Origin of the sequence: Sphingomicrobium sp. XHP0239, assembly GCF_039555325.1 — a bacterium.
Taxonomy (GTDB): Bacteria; Pseudomonadota; Alphaproteobacteria; order Sphingomonadales; family Sphingomonadaceae; genus Sphingomicrobium; species Sphingomicrobium maritimum.
The window spans coordinates 1909730-1925818 of sequence record NZ_CP154608.1 but is presented as its reverse complement, the minus strand read 5'-3'; the positions used below and the strand labels follow the sequence as shown (position 1 = coordinate 1925818).

At 67.4% G+C, this 16089-nt stretch carries 16 protein-coding genes and 1 tRNA gene; 4 read left to right on the top strand and 13 right to left on the bottom strand.

Annotated elements, in window-relative coordinates; all coding sequences use genetic code 11:
- Positions 1-36: 36 nt before the first annotated feature.
- Positions 37-699, bottom strand: a complete 663-nt coding sequence (locus WJT74_RS09715; protein ID WP_343344209.1) for a hypothetical protein — start codon at positions 697-699, stop codon at positions 37-39.
- A 60-nt stretch (positions 700-759) separates the two neighbouring features.
- Here WJT74_RS09715 and WJT74_RS09710 point away from each other — a divergent pair, with 60 nt between their 5' ends.
- The 3 genes from WJT74_RS09710 to WJT74_RS09700 all read left to right on the top strand — a co-directional run bounded on the left by WJT74_RS09710 (position 760) and on the right by WJT74_RS09700 (position 2560).
- Positions 760-1080, top strand: a complete 321-nt coding sequence (locus WJT74_RS09710) for a polyhydroxyalkanoic acid system family protein (protein WP_343344207.1) — start codon at positions 760-762, stop codon at positions 1078-1080.
- Between the two features lie 10 nt (positions 1081-1090).
- Positions 1091-2401, top strand: coding sequence for an FAD-dependent oxidoreductase (locus tag WJT74_RS09705; protein WP_343344204.1), 1311 nt, complete (start codon positions 1091-1093; stop codon positions 2399-2401).
- Positions 2402-2483: 82 nt separating this feature from the next.
- A tRNA-Pro gene (locus WJT74_RS09700) sits at positions 2484-2560 on the top strand.
- Between the two features lie 21 nt (positions 2561-2581).
- On the opposite strand, the gene WJT74_RS09695 is transcribed toward WJT74_RS09700, so the two are convergent.
- From WJT74_RS09695 to WJT74_RS09665, 7 genes are all read right to left on the bottom strand, one after another.
- On the bottom strand, positions 2582-4366 hold the full coding sequence (locus WJT74_RS09695) for a DUF6798 domain-containing protein (RefSeq protein WP_343344201.1): 1785 nt from the start codon (positions 4364-4366) through the stop codon (positions 2582-2584).
- Positions 4363-5148 carry a glycosyltransferase family 2 protein gene (locus tag WJT74_RS09690; RefSeq protein WP_343344198.1) on the bottom strand — a complete coding sequence of 262 codons (786 nt, stop codon included), beginning with the start codon at positions 5146-5148 and terminating at the stop codon, positions 4363-4365. The genes WJT74_RS09695 and WJT74_RS09690 overlap by 4 nt, the downstream gene beginning before the upstream one ends.
- Complete coding sequence (locus WJT74_RS09685; protein WP_343344196.1) at positions 5145-6299, bottom strand: FAD-dependent oxidoreductase; 1155 nt, start codon at positions 6297-6299, stop codon at positions 5145-5147. The genes WJT74_RS09690 and WJT74_RS09685 overlap by 4 nt, the downstream gene beginning before the upstream one ends.
- On the bottom strand, positions 6283-7302 hold the full coding sequence (locus WJT74_RS09680) for a hypothetical protein (RefSeq protein ID WP_343344194.1): 1020 nt from the start codon (positions 7300-7302) through the stop codon (positions 6283-6285). Before WJT74_RS09680 ends, WJT74_RS09685 begins: the two co-directional genes overlap by 17 nt.
- Positions 7299-8132 (bottom strand): sugar phosphate isomerase/epimerase family protein, encoded by an 834-nt coding sequence (locus tag WJT74_RS09675; RefSeq protein ID WP_343344192.1) that lies wholly within the window; start codon positions 8130-8132, stop codon positions 7299-7301. The genes WJT74_RS09680 and WJT74_RS09675 overlap by 4 nt, the downstream gene beginning before the upstream one ends.
- Positions 8129-9088 carry an NAD-dependent epimerase/dehydratase family protein gene (locus WJT74_RS09670; RefSeq protein ID WP_343344190.1) on the bottom strand — a complete coding sequence of 320 codons (960 nt, stop codon included), beginning with the start codon at positions 9086-9088 and terminating at the stop codon, positions 8129-8131. Before WJT74_RS09670 ends, WJT74_RS09675 begins: the two co-directional genes overlap by 4 nt.
- A gap of 69 nt (positions 9089-9157) precedes the next feature.
- Positions 9158-9850 carry a type 1 glutamine amidotransferase domain-containing protein gene (locus WJT74_RS09665; protein WP_343344188.1) on the bottom strand — a complete coding sequence of 231 codons (693 nt, stop codon included), beginning with the start codon at positions 9848-9850 and terminating at the stop codon, positions 9158-9160.
- Positions 9851-9920: 70 nt separating this feature from the next.
- Between WJT74_RS09665 and WJT74_RS09660 the strand changes: the two genes are divergently transcribed.
- Positions 9921-10631 (top strand): hypothetical protein, encoded by a 711-nt coding sequence (locus tag WJT74_RS09660; protein ID WP_343344186.1) that lies wholly within the window; start codon positions 9921-9923, stop codon positions 10629-10631.
- Positions 10632-10652: 21 nt separating this feature from the next.
- On the opposite strand, the gene WJT74_RS09655 is transcribed toward WJT74_RS09660, so the two are convergent.
- The 5 genes from WJT74_RS09655 to WJT74_RS09635 are packed head-to-tail and all read right to left on the bottom strand — an operon-like array spanning position 10653 to position 16079.
- Entirely contained in the window at positions 10653-11441 is a 789-nt protein-coding gene (locus WJT74_RS09655; RefSeq protein ID WP_343348162.1) for a class II aldolase/adducin family protein, read from the bottom strand.
- A gap of 26 nt (positions 11442-11467) precedes the next feature.
- Positions 11468-12109 carry a maleylacetoacetate isomerase gene (gene maiA, locus WJT74_RS09650; protein ID WP_343344184.1) on the bottom strand — a complete coding sequence of 214 codons (642 nt, stop codon included), beginning with the start codon at positions 12107-12109 and terminating at the stop codon, positions 11468-11470.
- Positions 12110-12142: 33 nt separating this feature from the next.
- On the bottom strand, positions 12143-12562 hold the full coding sequence (locus tag WJT74_RS09645; protein WP_343344181.1) for an acyl-CoA thioesterase: 420 nt from the start codon (positions 12560-12562) through the stop codon (positions 12143-12145).
- Complete coding sequence (locus WJT74_RS09640; protein ID WP_343344178.1) at positions 12559-14001, bottom strand: hypothetical protein; 1443 nt, start codon at positions 13999-14001, stop codon at positions 12559-12561. The genes WJT74_RS09645 and WJT74_RS09640 overlap by 4 nt, the downstream gene beginning before the upstream one ends.
- Positions 13998-16079, bottom strand: a complete 2082-nt coding sequence (locus tag WJT74_RS09635) for a S9 family peptidase (protein WP_343348159.1) — start codon at positions 16077-16079, stop codon at positions 13998-14000. The genes WJT74_RS09640 and WJT74_RS09635 overlap by 4 nt, the downstream gene beginning before the upstream one ends.
- Between the last annotated feature and the right edge of the window lie 10 nt (positions 16080-16089).

Genomic DNA, 16089 nt, shown 5'->3' with positions numbered 1-16089 from the left:
CAACACAAGATCGACGCGAATCTTTTCGTCGAGGGGTCAGTCGTCCTGGTCGATCCGCGCCGCCGCGCGGCGTTGCAGGGCGATGCGGCACTGGTCGCCGCCCTGGTCGGGATCGACGCCCCAGATGCGGTAATTCCACGTATCGACGTGAAAGCGCAGGCCCACATAGAAACCAAACCCGACGTCATACTGACCGCCGTACCGCGCATGCATCGTGCACAGCCGGTTCATCAGATCGCCCCGCTCGAGCGGGTAGCGGGGGACCATGTCGATCGCCTGGTTGTTGCGATGACTCGACCGCGCCGATCCGCCCGCGCAACTGTTCAGATAGGGGTTGCGATAAACCGACAGCACTTCGACCTCGCCGATCGCGGGCTTCACCGCGTCCTGAGTGTAGCGCAGCGTCTCGACGATGCTGGGCCACAGCATCGCGGGCGGGATCTCGAAGGCGGGCTGGCCGCAATCGTTCCACTGGCTCGCGGTTCGGGTCAGCTGCCACAGCGGCACGACCTCGGCCACGCCCGCATCGCGCAGATAGGCGCCATAGCTGTTGAACTGCGCCTGGTGCGAGGGATCGGCCGCTAGCCAGACTCGAAAGCCTGCCTCGTCCTGCCCCGGTTCGATATAGGGCGCGGCGGTATTGGGCAGCAGGGGCTGCATCGCGAACATGGCGAAAAGGAGGGCGGTGATCAACTGCATGTCCTTCGACGACGAACGAGGGTTGCAAAGGGTCCGAAGCGCGTCCAGCCTTGCGGCGTGATGAACCAGAGTATCGATGTCGACATTCCGCACCAGCTGGGCCGTGCCGAAGCCAAGGCGCGGATCGCGGGCAACACGCACCAGCTGAAGGACAAGATCCCCGGCGGCGCGGTCGAGGTGCAGGAGCATTGGGAGGGCGACGTCCTCTCGCTCAGCGTCGGGGCGATGGGGCAGAATATTCTCGCCACCATCACGGTGGAGGAAAAGGTCGTGCGTTGTCACATGGACGTCCCGCCGATGCTGGCGATGTTCAAGGGCGCGATCGAAGGGGCGTTCCGCAAGCACGGCAGCGATCTCCTGCTGGAGGATCGCACCCGATAGGAGGCGGCCCATGCGCCATTTCGCCATTGTCGGATCGGGACCGGCGGGTTTCTATACCGCCGAGGCGCTGTCGAAGGCCTATGGCGACGGCGCGCGGATCGACATCATCGACCGCCTGCCCGTCCCCTACGGCCTCATCCGCTTCGGCGTCGCCCCCGATCACCAGTCGATCAAGAAAGTATCGCTGCGCTACGACAAGGTGGCGGATGCCGACAACGTCCGCTTCCTCGGCAACGTCGCGATCGGCGACGCCGTCTCGGTCGACGAACTGCGCAGCCTGTACGACGCCGTCGTGATGGCGACGGGAGCGCCCAACGACCGCACGCTCGGCATTCCGGGCGAGGAACTGGCGGGGGTCGTCGGCTCGGCCGCCTTCGTCGGCTGGTACAACGGCCACCCCGATCATGCCGATCTCGACCCGCCGCTGGACGGCGAGGACGTGGTGATCGTCGGCAACGGCAATGTCGCGCTCGACGTCGCGCGGATCCTCGCCAAGACGCCCGAGGAACTGGGCGAAAGCGACATCGTCCGCCACGCCTATGACGCGCTCGCGGCGAGCCGGGTGAAGCGCATCACCATCCTCGGCCGTCGCGGCCCGCACCAGATCGCGATGACTCCCAAGGAATTGTCCGAACTCGCGCATCTGGAGCGCGCGCGCCCGGTCGTCGATCCCGCCGACCTGCCCCCGCTTTCTGAACAGGAGGCGCTGGAGGATCGCGGGCTCGCCAAATCGGCGGGACTGGTGCGCGACTATGCCGCGATGGAGGGCGAGCGGCCGATCACCATCACCTTCGACTTCTTCGCCCGCCCGGTGCGGATCGAGGGGGAGAGCTGCACCGAACGCGTCATCGTCGAACGGACGGCGCTGGACGCCAACGGACGTGCGCGCGGAACCGGGGAAACCTACGCGCTGCCCGCCTCGCTGGTCGTGACCTGCATCGGCTACGCCAGCCCGCCCATGTCCGGGGTCGCCTACGATTCGAACAGGGGCCGCTTCGCGAACGATGCGGGACGGATCGAGGACAATCTCTACGCCGTCGGCTGGGCACGGCGCGGCCCGACGGGCACGATCGGAACCAACCGGCCCGACGGCTACGAGGTCGCGGCCTCGATCGAGGCGGACATGCCCCCCGGGTCGGACGGCGGCCGCCGGGGCGGGGAGGGGCTCGACGATCTCCTCGAGGAGCGCGAGGTTCATTCGACCTGCTTTTCCGACTGGCGCTCGATCGAACAGGCGGAGGTCGCCGCGGCCCGCGACGGCGCCCCGCGCGAGAAATTCGTCTCGGTCACCGAGATGCTGAAGGTGCTGGGACAGGCATAATCGCTTGCATGTGTTCAGGCGCGCGGCTAGGGGACGCATCGCCCTTGCCACCCCAGCTCATGCACCGCATCCGAGCAACCGTCGGGGAGTAGCTCAGCCTGGTAGAGCACTGTCTTCGGGAGGCAGGGGCCGGAGGTTCGAATCCTCTCTCCCCGACCATTTTCATTTCGATACGCGAGACTAGTGCTCCGGCTCGATCGCTGGGGCGTCTGCGCAATTCCCGATCTTCCAGATTCCCCAGCTGGTATCACCTATGCGATCAGTGACGAGCGGGGCGCCGAAATGCGCCTGCCGATCCTCAACGCGGTCCATCAGCCAACAGGCGCCCACATCGCGGCCCAGTGCTTCGAGGTCCGCGCTATTACGCTCCCGCCACAATGGACGCAGCCGCTTGAAGTCGAGGTTCCCATCGATCGGGCGGTCGATGACACGCTCCATCCGGCGTTGCCATACAGCAACGCCATGATCGGTGTAGGGCACGTTCTTGAAGCTGACGTAGGCGGCGCGCTCGGCCCGCATCGAAAAGCTGGAGGTGAAGTTGTCCCACTCGGGCGAGTGGAGCAGCAGCGCCGACTTGGGGCTCCGCTCGATCATGAACCGCGCAAGCTTGTCGCCGACGATGGGGCGGTTGCCGAGCGGGTCGTAGCGGCGTTCGAGACGGTATTGCAGGCCGTCAGATAGCAGTCCCGCGGGCCGCCAGTGGGCGACCAATAGCAGCGCGGCGAGCAGGACGGGCGCGGCATAGGCCAGCGGGCTCGGACGGTGCGCGATGAACGAGGCCAGGGCGGCGCCAGCGACGATCAGCGCGATTGTGCCGGGGGAGGCAAGTTCTAACCCCGTGAAGACTAGTGGAAGGACCGCAAGGCCGAGCGCGAGGTGGACATCGCGGCGGGAGTCGGCACCAAGTTTTGGCCGAGCCGCCAGTGCCGCGCCGATGGCAAGGAAAATGGCGAGGTGCCCGAACGGCATCAGCCGCTGAAGCTGGAGCTTTCCGATCAAGGTGATCGGCAGGAGTTCGACAAACAGGACGTTGGCAAGCGTTCCGAGAACGGCGACGAGGATCATGCCGCCGAGCATCACCAGCGGGGCGCGCGCCTCGGGGCGATGCCGCGCGAGGGTACGGAGCGCGAGACCGCCCGCAACGAGCAGCAGTGCATCGCACGCCCATTCCAGTCCGCTCGCGGTCGAGGGAAACCAGTGGTGCGGCACGCGGAAGCGCCCGAAAACGTCGAGAAAGTCGAACCCCGGCGGCACCGGCTTGGCGCCCGTACGCATCCACAGGAAGAGCGCGATGGCGGGCAGGATCCACGCGAGGACGGGCAGCGGCGCGATTTGCCAGCGGCGCTGCTGCCACGCGGCGAAGGCGAGCGCGGGGAGCAGGACCAGCCCCGTGTAGAGGCCGATGAGGAACTGGAGCAATGTCGCCAGCCCCGCCAGCGCGAAGGCGAGCAGCCAGCAGGCCCTGAGCGCCCAAACGAACGACCAGATGGCGATCGCCATCGCAAAGGTCGCGGGCACGGCCTCGGACTGGAAAATGCGGCTGCCCCAAGAGAGCGGCGAGAGCATCGCGGCGATCGCGACGAAGGCTATGCCCGCCTGCGCGATACGCGGCTCAAGCGCGATATCGAGACGCGTCAGTAGCGCGCGCACGGTCCCGATCAGCCCTGCGAAGAAGGCGAGGTGCGCGAGGATGTTGAGCAGGAACAGCGCCGTGCCGACCGAGCCGACCAGCCGCACCAGTCCGGCCAGTCCGTACTGGTAGAGCGTGCGCGGATTGGGGCCGAGAAAGTCCTGCGCGGCGAAGTCGTTCGCGAACATCGTGGGGTCGAGCAGCGCGTAGACGGGCGGGATTTCCTGCCCGTGGTTGACGTGCGGGAAAGCGTATCCCTGCACCAGCCAGCAGGAGAGCGCCAACAGGATGACGAGCGACCAGTCCACTGCCCGCGGACGCGCTACTCCCGTCACGGCGCGAACTTTCCGCGTGCGGCGGCGAGCGTCTGGCCGAGCATGTCGAGCTTCGACGCCCAGCCGCCAATCTTGGTCGGCACCGTGCCGTCGTCAGGATAGGCACGGCTGACGGGCACGTCGCGCACGTCTAACCCCACCTGACTAGCGCGCACGGTCAGGTAGAAGAGCAACTCGTAGGTCTGGAAGACATTGCGGAAGGGCTGAACGCGCGGGTCTTCAAGATAGCGCGCCGAATAGCCGCGAAAGCCGTTTGTGGTATCGGTGAACCGCCGTCCCGCGCCGAGGCTCAAGAGCGGCGCGTGGATGTAACGGTTGGCGACCGTGCGCTCCAGCGGCGTGTTGATCGCCTCGCCGCCCACGAGATAGCGCGAGCCCTGCACGTAGTCGGCGCCGTCTTCGAGCGCGGCGACGATGGCAGCGACCGCCTCGACCCCGTCCTTGTCGTTGCCGTCCATCGTGACGATGCCCGCATAGCCTTCGTCGAGGCACCAGGCGTAGGCCATGCGCAGCTGCGCCGAGAGCTTCCCGCGTCCCGTCTTTATGAGCAGCGCGCGCACCCCCTTCTCGCGCAGAATCTCCTCGGTGAGCGAGCCGTCACTGCTGCCCCCATCGGCGATGACGATGTCGACGGGCGGCGACGCGGCGGCGAGGCGGGCCAGTTGATTGCCGATCCGCGCGCCCTCGTTTAGGACTGGGATGACGAGTGCATGGTTATGGCGCTTCTCGCCCATGAGCTGCGCGTGGAAGGCCGGAACATCGCGGGTGGAGCGATCGCTCATGCGCGCGCTTCCACCAGAAGCTTCTCGCTCGCCCCCGCCAGCGCCGGGTCCGACTGACGGACAAGGTCGAATAGGTCGTAGATATTGTCGATCTTGCCGCCCAGCACCGACACGATGCGGCTGTTAGCGGGGCCGCGCTGGTAAAGGATCGGGCGACCGTCGTCGCGTTCGTTCTGAGTGAGGATGGTCTTCACTTCGTAGAGGCTCGTTTCATGGCGGGCATCGGCGAGCGCGGGCAGGTAGCGCGCGGCGTCGCGGATCATATGAGGGGCGCGGCTCTCGAGGCCTGCGGCGTCGAGCACGGCATAGGGGTCGCGGCTCGGCACGCTGCCGTCGTCCTTCCACGACATGTGCGGGGTGTAGCGGACATGGGTGAGTGAGTGGAGCCCCATAGAGGGATAGCTCATGCACGAGAAGAAGGGCCCGTCCATCAGCGTGACGTTGAGCCCCACCAGCGCGGGCGGCACTTCGACAATCGCCAGTTCGGCCAGCTCGTGCTTCAATGGCGCGCGGCGCTTGCCGGCTTTCTCGAGCAGATGATTGATACCCGAATAGGTGATGTTGAACAGTGTGCCCACGCGCAACGTCTCGCCGCCCGACAGGCCGACCTCGACTCCGGTCGCGGTCTCCTTGATGGCCTCGACGTTCGTGTTGAGTCGCACCTCGACGCTCGAGGCGTCGAGCCTCTCGGCCATGCGCTCGCGCAGCATCCGGTGGTCGAAGGTCGCCTCGCGGCATTCGAACACCTGCTCGACCATGTCGGCGTTGAACAAGGCCTCGTCGCGGATTGAGGCGGGGGCGATGGGGGCGCCCAGTTCGCGGAACATCCGCTCGAAGCGGCGCGCGCTGACCTTGGAGCGGTGCCGCGCAATGGCGTAGAGCATCGGCCGTTCCTCGCTCACCGCGTCGGGGAAGTCAGCCATGAAGCGGCGGTGCAGCATCATCGACTTGACCGCGGTCAGCGCCGAACGGGGGTAGTGGAAGCCGGTGTGGACGCGCGCCTGGTTGACCCGAGACGCACGCATCAGCAGCGTGTCGCCCGCTTCGACGAGCGTGACATTGTCCGACACCGAGGCGAGGAACAGCGCCAGCGCGCAGCCGTAGAAGCCGCCGCCGACGATCAGGTAATCCGGCTCAGCGCGGGTCGGCATCGGTATCGGCGACGGCTGTGGCAGGATCGCTCGCGACGTTGACGTTGAGGTCGCCCGCCACCTTGCCGAACAGGTCGACGCGGTTGATCTCGAACGCCCGGTCCGCAAAGCCCGCGCGACCTAATTGCGAGAAAAGGCGCTGGAGCCCAAGGCTGAGACCGAGGATCGCGATGCCGAGGAAGATGGCGGTAAAGCTCAGCATCGAGGAGGTCGTCAGCCAGCCGGGCGCGATATTGTCGACGGTGAGGAAGACGAACACGGTGTAGAGCGCATAGCCGAAGCCGAGCAGCACCAGCAGCGCCGAACTCAAGGTGACCAGTACCAGCAGGCTGGGCGCCGAATAGACGAGCAGCTTCTGGAGCAATTGCAGCCGCCGCCCCAGCCGCGCCATGTCGCCGCCACCGCGCGTAGGGCGGGCAGGGGCGCGGTGCGTTTCCTCGAGGCCGGGCTCGCGCGGAATGAAGCGCAGCGCGAGGTCGGGCTGCGGGTGCTGGAGCAGGCGATTGAGGATCGTGCGCGACACCGCGACCGACTGCAGGTCGCGCAGGTCCACGTTAAACCCCGCCGCGCGGCCGAGGCCGACGAGCGGCGCGGCGAGACCCGCCATCACCACGCTCTCGCGCGGGCGGCGGACGCGGATGGCGCGTTCGTCGGCGTGGGCCTCCTCGATCATCGCGACCGCGTCGATCGCGCCCAGTTCGCCATAATGGACGATAAGCGTCACGTCGCCGATCGCCTCGGTCGCGGCGATGGCACGGCGCTCATAGTGGCTCGTGGCCCGGGGGACCGCGAACAGTCGCACCTCGCCGACCTCGGACACGAGATCGAGATAGGCTTCATGGCCGGCTTCGTCGACGATCAGAAGGATCTCGCGAAAACGGAAGCGCGCGTCGAGCGCGGCGGCAAGCGCGCGAACCGCCTCGCGCGCATCCTGCGAGGGCGGGCAATCGGGGATGCAGGCGGAAACGAGGACGTCCTCGCGGCGCTTGGTGTCGGCGGTCATGAACACAATTTCCTGGCCTGGGCGAGCGCGGCTATGCGCGACGTGACGGCGGCGAGCCCCTCGTCTGTGCGGCGCATCTCGATCGAGACCGCCCGGTCGTAGCCCTTCTCCGCGAGCGCGGCGAGCACGGGGGCGAGCGCCGCCGGATCGGCGGGGGCGGGGGCGAGATCGGGCTCGGACACATGGACGTGATGAACGTGGCTCGCGACCGCGCGAGCGAGGTCGGCGGCGCGCGCAGCATCGCCGTTCATGATGATGGCGCCGAGGTCGAAATTCAGTCGTAGCGCGGGATGGTTCACGGCGGCGACGAACCCAATGGCTTCCTGCAGCGAGGTGAGGAAATTGGTGCCATAGGCCGCGGGGTTGGGCTCCATCGCGATGACCGTCCCCGCCTCGGCGGCGCGGTCGGCGAAGCTCGCGAAGGTAGTCGCCGCATGATCGATGGCGGCCTCGTCGTTCGCGCCTTTGGGAATCACCCGCTGGCGGGGCGAGCCGAACACGACGTTGGGTATGGCGAAGCGGCCCGCGAGGTCGATCGCGCGGTGCATCGCGTCGGCAAAACGCTGCCGCTGGCGGGCATCGCCGAACAACGCCGCATCCTCTACCCCGTAGAGTAGCGACTGCATCGAGACGAGCGCGAGGCCATGATCGGCGAGCTCTCCCATCGCGCGCTCGGCGGTGGCGATGTCGGGGTCCATCGGATCCTCGGCGCCGTCGAACAGGATGCCGGGTGCGATCTCGAGCCCGCTTATCCCCGCCTCGGCGAGAGCGGCATAGGCGCCGAGCCGTTCGTCGGGCGCCCAGGCGATGTTGGACATGGCGAAAATCATGCGCCATCCCTAGCCATGAATGCTTTCAACCGGGTTAGCACACTGTCCGCGCCCTCGATGTAGGGCACAGGCCGATCCCACAGACCGGCGTGACGGCTGTGCATGTCCTCGACGTGCGGTGCGGCGGCCGACGTCGGCATCTCGTTGCCCGTGATTGCGCGGTAAATGTCGGCGACCTTTAATTGCTCGGGCGCGGCGTGGAGCGTGCCGATGCCGGCGTCGAGCGCGAGGTGGATGTCGCGCCATAGCCGGTCGATGCCGTAGCATTGGAGCTGGGTGTCGGGGTGGTGGAAGCGGAGCGAGCAGCGTGCGGTCGCGCGAAGTTCTGCCTCGAGCGCGGTGCGACCGGGGTGGGCGTTCAGCGCCGCGCGGTCGAGCCTAGCCCAGCCCGCCGCGCCGGGCGCCGCGAACGCGTCGGTCAGGGTTTTGCGAAGGCCGTCGGGGAGGGTGGCGACCAGCTCGTCCCATGCCGGTTCCTTGAGAAGCGAGGGCACGGGATTGGCGAGGTCAAAGAGGAAGTTCTTGCGCAGTCCCTCGCCGTAGAGGGCGGGAAGGCGGACGATCAGGCAGCGGTCGAAATGCGCGGCACACGCGACTTCGAGCGCCCGGCGGTGGCGCCCGTAGGCCTTGTCGGTCTCGAAATCTTGGGTTCCCTCGTCGAGTCCACCGCCCCAGTCGCCCAGCACCGCGATGGTCGAGACCAGCACGAAGCGTTCCGCGCGAGTGGCGCGGAGGCGGTCGACGAGCGCGTCGATGGCGGCGGCATCGTCGTTGGGTGCGCCGTTGGCGGCGACCATCGATCCCGGCGCGGCGGCGCATACGAGCGTGCCGAACGCCTGGCCGTCGATCGACGCGACATTGGAGGAATTGTAGCGGTGCGCGAACTCATGGTCGCGCGCGAGTTGCCCGCCGACGAAACCGGTGTGGCCGATTAATCCATCTGACAAGCTAGCCATCGCTCCGCCCGCGTCCCTTCCCCGACCTAGGGAATGACAGCGCGGGCAGGCGGGCGCAAGCCTCAGTGGTCAGCCCGCGTCGCGCGCTTCCAGCGCCTTGACGAGCGCCTCGGCCGTCGGCGCGCTGGACGGCGGGTTCTGGCCAGTGATGAGCAGTCCGTCGGCGACGACATGCGGCTCGAACGTGTCGGCCTCGCTCCATTCGGCTCCCTGCTCCTTGAGCACGTCCTCGAGGCTGAAGGGCACCACGTCCGACAGGCCGACCGCCTTCTCCTCCTCGTTGGTGAAGCCCGTGATCTTGCGTCCGCGAACCAGCGGGGTTCCGTCCTCGCTTTCGACCTGTTTGAGGATCGCGGGGGCGTGGCAGACCAGTCCCACCGGCTTGCCCGACCGCAGCGTGGCCTCGATCAGCCGCTTGGTATCGGCATCTTCGGCCAGGTCCCACAACGGGCCGTGACCGCCGGGAACGAAGATCGCGTCGAAATGCTCGGCGTCCATGTCGGACAGCTGCTTGGTCGTATCGAGCGCCATCTGCGCCTCGGGGTCCTTCTTGAACCGCCGGGTGGCGTCGGTCTGGCTGTCCTCCTCGTCCGACCGCGGATCGAGCGGGGGCTGTCCGCCCTTCGGCGAGGCGAGGATGAGCGAATGGCCCGCATCCTTGAGCGAATAATAAGGCGCCGCCAGCTCCTCGAGCCAGAAGCCGGTCTTCTCGCCGGTGTCGCCGAGTTCGGAATGACTGGTGAGGATGATGAGGATCTTCATGGGGTCGGCCTTTCGCGCACAGGAATAGGGAGGGATGACGAAGCGATCCCGTTTCGCTAGCCAACGGCCCATGAGCCAAGCTGTTTCCCTGACCATCGAAAAGCGTTTCCAGGGGCCCGCGGGCATGGGCAACGGGGGCTATGTGTCGGGCCGGGTCGCGGAGGCGATCGGCGACCCGGCGCGCATCCGGCTGCTGGCCCCCACGCCGCTCGACACGCCGTTGACGATCGAGACCGACGGCGACGGTGCACGGTTGATGCAGGGGGAGCGGGTGCTGGTCGAAGGCCAGCGGCTCGAGGCGCCGCTCGACCTCGATCCGCCCGCACCGCCCGGCGCCGCCGACATCGAGCGGGCGCGCGAGCGTTTTCCCACGATCGCGCAGCATATGGCGCCCGACTGTTTCGTCTGCGGCCCTCGCCGCGATCCGGAGGAGGCGCTGCACCTCCTCACCGGGCGCGATCCCGACACGCAGCTGGCGGCGGATGCGTGGGTTCCGGCCGACGATCTCGCCGCGCCGGGCGGCCGTGTCGCCACCCGTTATCTGTGGGCAGCGCTTGACTGCCCCTCCTATTTCGCGACCGGGCTCGTCGACGTGCCCGCGCTGCTAGCGGGGATCGAGGGGGAGGTGCGGCGACACCCCGAACCGGGCGAGCGCCTCACCGTCACCGGCTGGCCGCTCGGACAGGACGGACGGAAGTACCGCTCCGCCAGCGTCATCCACGACGCCGATGGGGACATCCTCGCGCTGGCACGCGCGCTGTGGATCGTGCCGAAGGGCTGAACCCTTGCGGCCGACGGGTTTCTAGGTCGCGAAATCCGGATCGAGCCGGTGGGCCAGCCGAAGAAGCGCGGGCCAGGCCAGCAGCTTGGCGACCACGGGAAGCCCGGCAGCGCCCTGTTCGGCGGTGGTTTCGGGCGCGCCCTGCGGCGGGTGGTTGAGGTTCTTTTCCCCCGCGACGAGCGCGAGGCTCTGCGCCTCGCACGCCCGTTCCAGGTAATAGAGCTTGAGAAAACATTCGCCGACCGACGCGCCGGTGGCGAGCGTGCCGTGGTTGCGCAGGATCATCATGCTCTTGTCGCCTAGATTCTCGACCAGCCGTTCGCGTTCGTCGAGGTCGACCGCGACGCCTTCGTAATCGTGGAACGCCAGATCGGCGAGCACCAGCATCGCGGTCTGCGTGAGCGGCAGGAGCCCGTCCTTATGCGCCGCTACCGCCTGTCCGTGGGGGGTGTGCAGATGCATCACCGCCGCGGCGTCCTCGACGTTCATGTGCAGCGCCGAATGAATGGTGAAACCGGCGGGGTTGGTCATGAACGGTGTGTCGCCGACGGCGTTACCGTGCTTGTCCACCTTGATCAGCGAGGAAGCCGTCACTTCCTCGAACATGAGGTTGTAGGGGTTGAGCAGGAAATGATGTTCCGGCCCCGGCACCCGTGCCGACAGATGCGTGAAGATGAGATCGTCCCACCCGAAGTGCGCCACCAGCCGGTAGGCGGCGGCCAGATCGACGCGAACCGCCCATTCCTCGTCCGACACCTCGCCCTTGAGGCTGGGAATATCGGTGCTGTCGAGCGGCTCGGCGCCCTGCATGGCGGCGGTCATCTTTTCGGCGCGGGTCATGCGTTCTGCTCCTGCTTGTCGGGGTGGGCGTCGGCAAAGGCGGGATGGGCGCTGGCGGTCTCGTCGGCGCGGCGCAGATGCGGATAATCGCCGATCGGGACCGAGAAACGGCGCGCGTTGTAGAGCTGCGGCACCAGGCAGATGTCGGCCAGCGTGGGTTCGTCGCCGAACAGGAACGTGCCCGCGCGCGGCGCCGCCAGCTTTTCGAGCGCATCGAACCCCTCGCGCACCCAGTGGCGATACCATTCGTCCTTGGCGGCTTCCTCCACCCCCAGCGGACCTTTCAGATATTTCAGCACGCGCAGGTTGTTGAGCGGATGGATGTCGCACGACACCAGCGTCGCCAGCGCGAGGACGTGCGCGCGGTCGGCATCGTCGCTCGGCAGGAACGGCGGGTCGCCCCGCGTCGCATCGAGATAGTCGAGGATCGCGAGGCTCTGCGTCAGCTGGTGCCCGTCGATCTCCAGCATCGGGACGAAGCCCTGCGGATTGAGCGCGCGATAGGACGCTTCCTTCTGCGCCCCGCCCGCCAGATCGACCTTGTGGCTGTCATAGGCCACGCCCTTGAGGTTCAGTCCGATCCGCACCCGGTAACTTGCCGAGCTGCGGTAGTAATCGTGGAGAATGGGGCGCGTCATGGCATCGAAGACTGCGCCGCCGGCGGCGTGACGTCAATCGTCCGATGGCAGGAAAGGCGCCAGATGTTCGGGGCGGACCCGCTGCGCCCTTCCGGTGGCGAGGTCGATCATCGCCCACCCCGTCGCTGCGCGCACCAGCGTCTTGCCGTCCCGTTCGAAGATCACGTGCCGGGTCGACCGCGCGCCCCGCACCTCAGGGTCGATCCAGGTCCTGGCGACCGCGGTCTCGCCTTCGTGCAGCGGGCGCAGATAGTCGATCTCGTGGCGCACCACCAACCAGGCGAGACGCTCCTGCTGCTCGGTGGGCGCGGCCCGTTCCCAGTGGGTGCGGGCGACCTCCTGAATCCAGCGGACCCAGACGGCATTATTGACGTGCCCGAACTGATCGATGTCATCGGCCTGCGCGGTGAATTCCAGCGCCAGCGCGCTCACGGGCGGGGTCTCGCTCATCATGCCACCGCCGCCACCGGATCGGGCGGCGGCATCTGCGCCGAGGCGTACAAATCGGTGATCGCCGCCCCGCCGCCGCCCCGCTCGACGATGGTGCGCATCGCGGCCAGCGTCGCGGGTGCCGCGCCTTCCTGCGCCAGCGCCTCGAACCAGTCCTCGCTGCCGACCTCGCCCGCCTCGCGGTGCCGTTCGATCAGCTTGGCCCAGAAGGTGAAGAAGGTGCCGCCACGCCGTTCGGCCACCCGCTCGGCGACGCGGCTCAAGAGGAAGCCGCAGCTGTAGAAGGCCTTCTGCTCGCCCCGCTCGGGCGCGCTCGCCAGCCCGCCGCGTTCGAGATAGGTCGCGCATTGCCGCCACGCGCTCCGCGTCATCCGCCCCTCGCGCCGCGCCGCGCCTGCCGGATCGACCGCCTCGATCGCGCGCAGGGCGGCCAGATCGGCGCCGCCCTCGCTGGTCCATGCCTCGCCCGGCCGACCGTAGGCAACGAGATTGCCGAGCCAGAAATGGGCCGCCTCGTGCGCGATCAGCATGCGCATTTCCGCCCCCGCTCCCCCGCGCTGGTCGAGCAGCGCCTGCCCCTCCAGCCGCATCACCATCTGCGATCCAATCACGCTTCCGCCGAGGCTGACGCTGCCCGCCGTCGGCCCGCCCCATTCGACCATCAGCTCAAGCGTGCCGTCGTCGTGGGGGCCCCATTGGGCCTCGTACAGCCGGATGATCGCGGGGATGTCGCGCTCCAGTTCCGTGCCCAGCCAGGCGGGCAGCCGCGGGTCGAGGTAGGTGACCAATGCCCCGCTCCCCGCGCTCGCGATGTCGCCGTGCAGGACATAGGCGGCTTCGGTGACCGCGACCTCCTCGACCGGCATGCCGTCGACCACGAACCCCTCGCCCTCGAACCGCGCCAGCGGGTGACCGGCATCGTAATCGGGCAGCACCGTCCAGTCCGCGCCGAGCGCCTCGACCGCCGCCACGCTGGCCGCGGGGCGCAGCAGGAAATGATCGGAAAACAGCGCCAGCGCATTCTCGCCGATGCGGATCGCGGGCTGATAGTCGGCATTGAGATTGCGGGTATAGGGCGCGACCGCGATTTCGACCCGGCCCGGCACGGGACCGCCGTCGTTCGCCACCAACGCCTCGTGCAGCCCGATGCGGGTCAGCGTCACGCCCGGCGTCCGCACCTCCCACGTCCCCGCGCGCCAGCTCGGCTCGCCCGTGACCGGCCCGTTGGATCGTAGGAAGATCCACACCGGTGCTTCCTCCCGAAAATCGAGGGCGACCGCATAGCGACCGTCGGGCCGAGGCGAGACGGTCGCTTCCATCACCCCGGGCGCGTCGCGCGGAGCGGTGAAGTCGTTCGCACCCGCCGCTCCGCCCGGCGACGCGGGCGGCGGCGCCGGCAAGGCGAGCGCCAGGCTCGCGGACAGCAGGAAGGGAAGGCTCACTCGCTCCCCAGCCGGTCGATCACGAAGCCGTACGCCTCGGCGGTTTCGTAGAGCGCGTTCCAGCGTCCCGACTTGCCGCCATGCCCGGCGCCCATGTTGATCTTCATCAGCAGCAGGTTGTCGTCGGTCTTTTCGTGGCGCAGCTTGGCGGTCCACTTGGCCGGTTCCCAATAGGTCACGCGCGGATCGTTGAGCCCGCCCGTGATCAGCATCGCGGGATAGTCTTGGCGCGTGACATTGTCGTACGGGCTGTAGGCGAGGATCGTCCGGAACGCGTCGGCGCTCTCGATCGGATTGCCCCACTCGTTCCATTCGCCGGGCGTCAGCGGCAGATCGGCGTCGAGCATGGTGTTGAGCACGTCGACGAACGGAACGTCGGCGACGACTGCGCCATAGAGCTCGGGTGCCTGGTTGACGATCGCGCCCATCAGTTCGCCGCCCGCGCTGCCGCCCTGCGCGGCGACGTTGCCCGCCTTGGCATAGCCCGCGTCGATCAGGCCGCGCGTGACGTCGACGAAATCGTTGAACGTATTCTCGCGCTTGTCGAGCTTGCCGTCGAGATACCACTGGTATCCCATGTCGTCGCCGCCGCGGATATGCGCGATGGCATAGGCAAAGCCGCGATCGACCAAGGACAGGCGCGCGGTCGAGAAGTAGGGCGGAATGGCGCTGCCATAGGCGCCGTAGCCATAGACGAACAACTTGCCCGATCCGTCGAGCGCATGATCCTTCCGGCGCATGACGCTGACCGGCACCTTCGCCCCGTCGCGCGCGTCGATCAGCAACCGGTCGACCGTGTAGAGCGAGGCGTCGTAGCCCGACGGGATTTCGAGCGTCTTGAGGACCGCGAACTCGCCCGTGTCGGGATCATATTCCTGCGTGGAGGTGGGCGTGACCATCGAGGTGTAGCCGATCCGGTAGGCGGGCGGCGCATAGTCGGCGTTGCCGGTGAAGCTCGCCGCATAGGCCTCCTCCTCGAACGGAAGCCGCGTCATCGTGCCATCCTCGTAGGATCGCAGGTACAGCTGGTCGAGACCGTTCAGCCGCCCGGACACCAGCATGTGATCGCGGTGCGCATCGACGTCTTCCAGATAGAATTCGTCCGATCCCGCGATCACGGTGTTCCACTGATCGGGGTTCGCGGGATCGGCCTCGGCCAGCCGGAAGTTGACGTGATTGTCGTTGGTGACGATCCACAGTTTGCCGTGCGCGGCGTCGAGCGAATATTGGATGTCGGGACGACGGCGCATCACCAGCCTGGGCTCGCTCTCCGGCGCGTCGGCGGGAATGACGTACCATTCGTTGGAGATGTTCTCGCCCGTCGCGATGAAGATCATGCTCTCGTCGGTCGACTTGCCGACCTGCACGGTAAAAGCGGGATTTTCTTCTTCCTTGTAGACCAACCGGTCCTTCGCCGGATCGCCGCCCAGCGGGTGATAGAAGGCCTCGTAGGTGCGCCAGTTCTCGTTGGCGACGGTGTAGAAGAAGCCGTCGCCGTTCTTGTCCCATACGGGCCCGCCCAACGCGCTGTCGCTGACCGTCTCCAGCGTCTCGCCCGAGGCGACGTCCATCACCTCCAGCGTGTAGCGTTCGGACCCGCTGCGATCGACCTGCACCAGTGCGAGCTTCCCGTCGGGACTGACCTCCAGCCCGCCGAGGCTGAAATAGTCGAGCCCCTCGGCCTTGGCATTCTCGTCGTAGATGAGGGTGCCGTCCTCGGGCTCGTAATCGCTCTGCGTCCCCGTATAGGGCTTGCGGTACCACAGCCGATACTGGGTGCCGGTCTTGAATTCCGACCAGTAGACGAAATCGCCATCCTTCTCGGGCACCGACTTGTCGTCTTCCTTGATGCGCGCCTTCATTTCCTGGAACAGCACCTCGATCATGGCCTCGCGGGGCGCCTTCCACGCCTCGAAATAGGCGTTCTCCTCCTTGAGATAGTCGAGCACGTCCGCGTCATCGACGGTCGGATAGGTCTGGTCCTTCAGCCACGCATAGGGATCGGACACGGTGATCCCGTGCATCGTGAAACTGCTGTCGCGGCGGTCGGCGACGGGAGGCTGGGGCATGTCGGTCATGGGGTCCTGG

Bases quoted from the DNA above. Each gene is read 5' to 3' on its own strand.
- WJT74_RS09715 (WP_343344209.1), bottom strand. From the start codon at position 699: ATGCAGTTGATCACCGCCCTCCTTTTCGCCATGTTCGCGATGCAGCCC.
- WJT74_RS09710 (WP_343344207.1), top strand. From the start codon at position 760: ATGAACCAGAGTATCGATGTCGACATTCCGCACCAGCTGGGCCGTGCC.
- WJT74_RS09705 (WP_343344204.1), top strand. From the start codon at position 1,091: ATGCGCCATTTCGCCATTGTCGGATCGGGACCGGCGGGTTTCTATACC.
- WJT74_RS09690 (WP_343344198.1), bottom strand. From the start codon at position 5,148: ATGAGCGATCGCTCCACCCGCGATGTTCCGGCCTTCCACGCGCAGCTC.
- WJT74_RS09685 (WP_343344196.1), bottom strand. From the start codon at position 6,299: ATGCCGACCCGCGCTGAGCCGGATTACCTGATCGTCGGCGGCGGCTTC.
- WJT74_RS09680 (WP_343344194.1), bottom strand. From the start codon at position 7,302: ATGACCGCCGACACCAAGCGCCGCGAGGACGTCCTCGTTTCCGCCTGC.
- WJT74_RS09675 (WP_343344192.1), bottom strand. From the start codon at position 8,132: ATGATTTTCGCCATGTCCAACATCGCCTGGGCGCCCGACGAACGGCTC.
- WJT74_RS09670 (WP_343344190.1), bottom strand. From the start codon at position 9,088: ATGGCTAGCTTGTCAGATGGATTAATCGGCCACACCGGTTTCGTCGGC.
- WJT74_RS09665 (WP_343344188.1), bottom strand. From the start codon at position 9,850: ATGAAGATCCTCATCATCCTCACCAGTCATTCCGAACTCGGCGACACC.
- WJT74_RS09660 (WP_343344186.1), top strand. From the start codon at position 9,921: ATGAGCCAAGCTGTTTCCCTGACCATCGAAAAGCGTTTCCAGGGGCCC.
- WJT74_RS09655 (WP_343348162.1), bottom strand. From the start codon at position 11,441: ATGCAGGGCGCCGAGCCGCTCGACAGCACCGATATTCCCAGCCTCAAG.
- maiA (WP_343344184.1), bottom strand. From the start codon at position 12,109: ATGACGCGCCCCATTCTCCACGATTACTACCGCAGCTCGGCAAGTTAC.
- WJT74_RS09645 (WP_343344181.1), bottom strand. From the start codon at position 12,562: ATGATGAGCGAGACCCCGCCCGTGAGCGCGCTGGCGCTGGAATTCACC.
- WJT74_RS09635 (WP_343348159.1), bottom strand. From the start codon at position 16,079: ATGACCGACATGCCCCAGCCTCCCGTCGCCGACCGCCGCGACAGCAGT.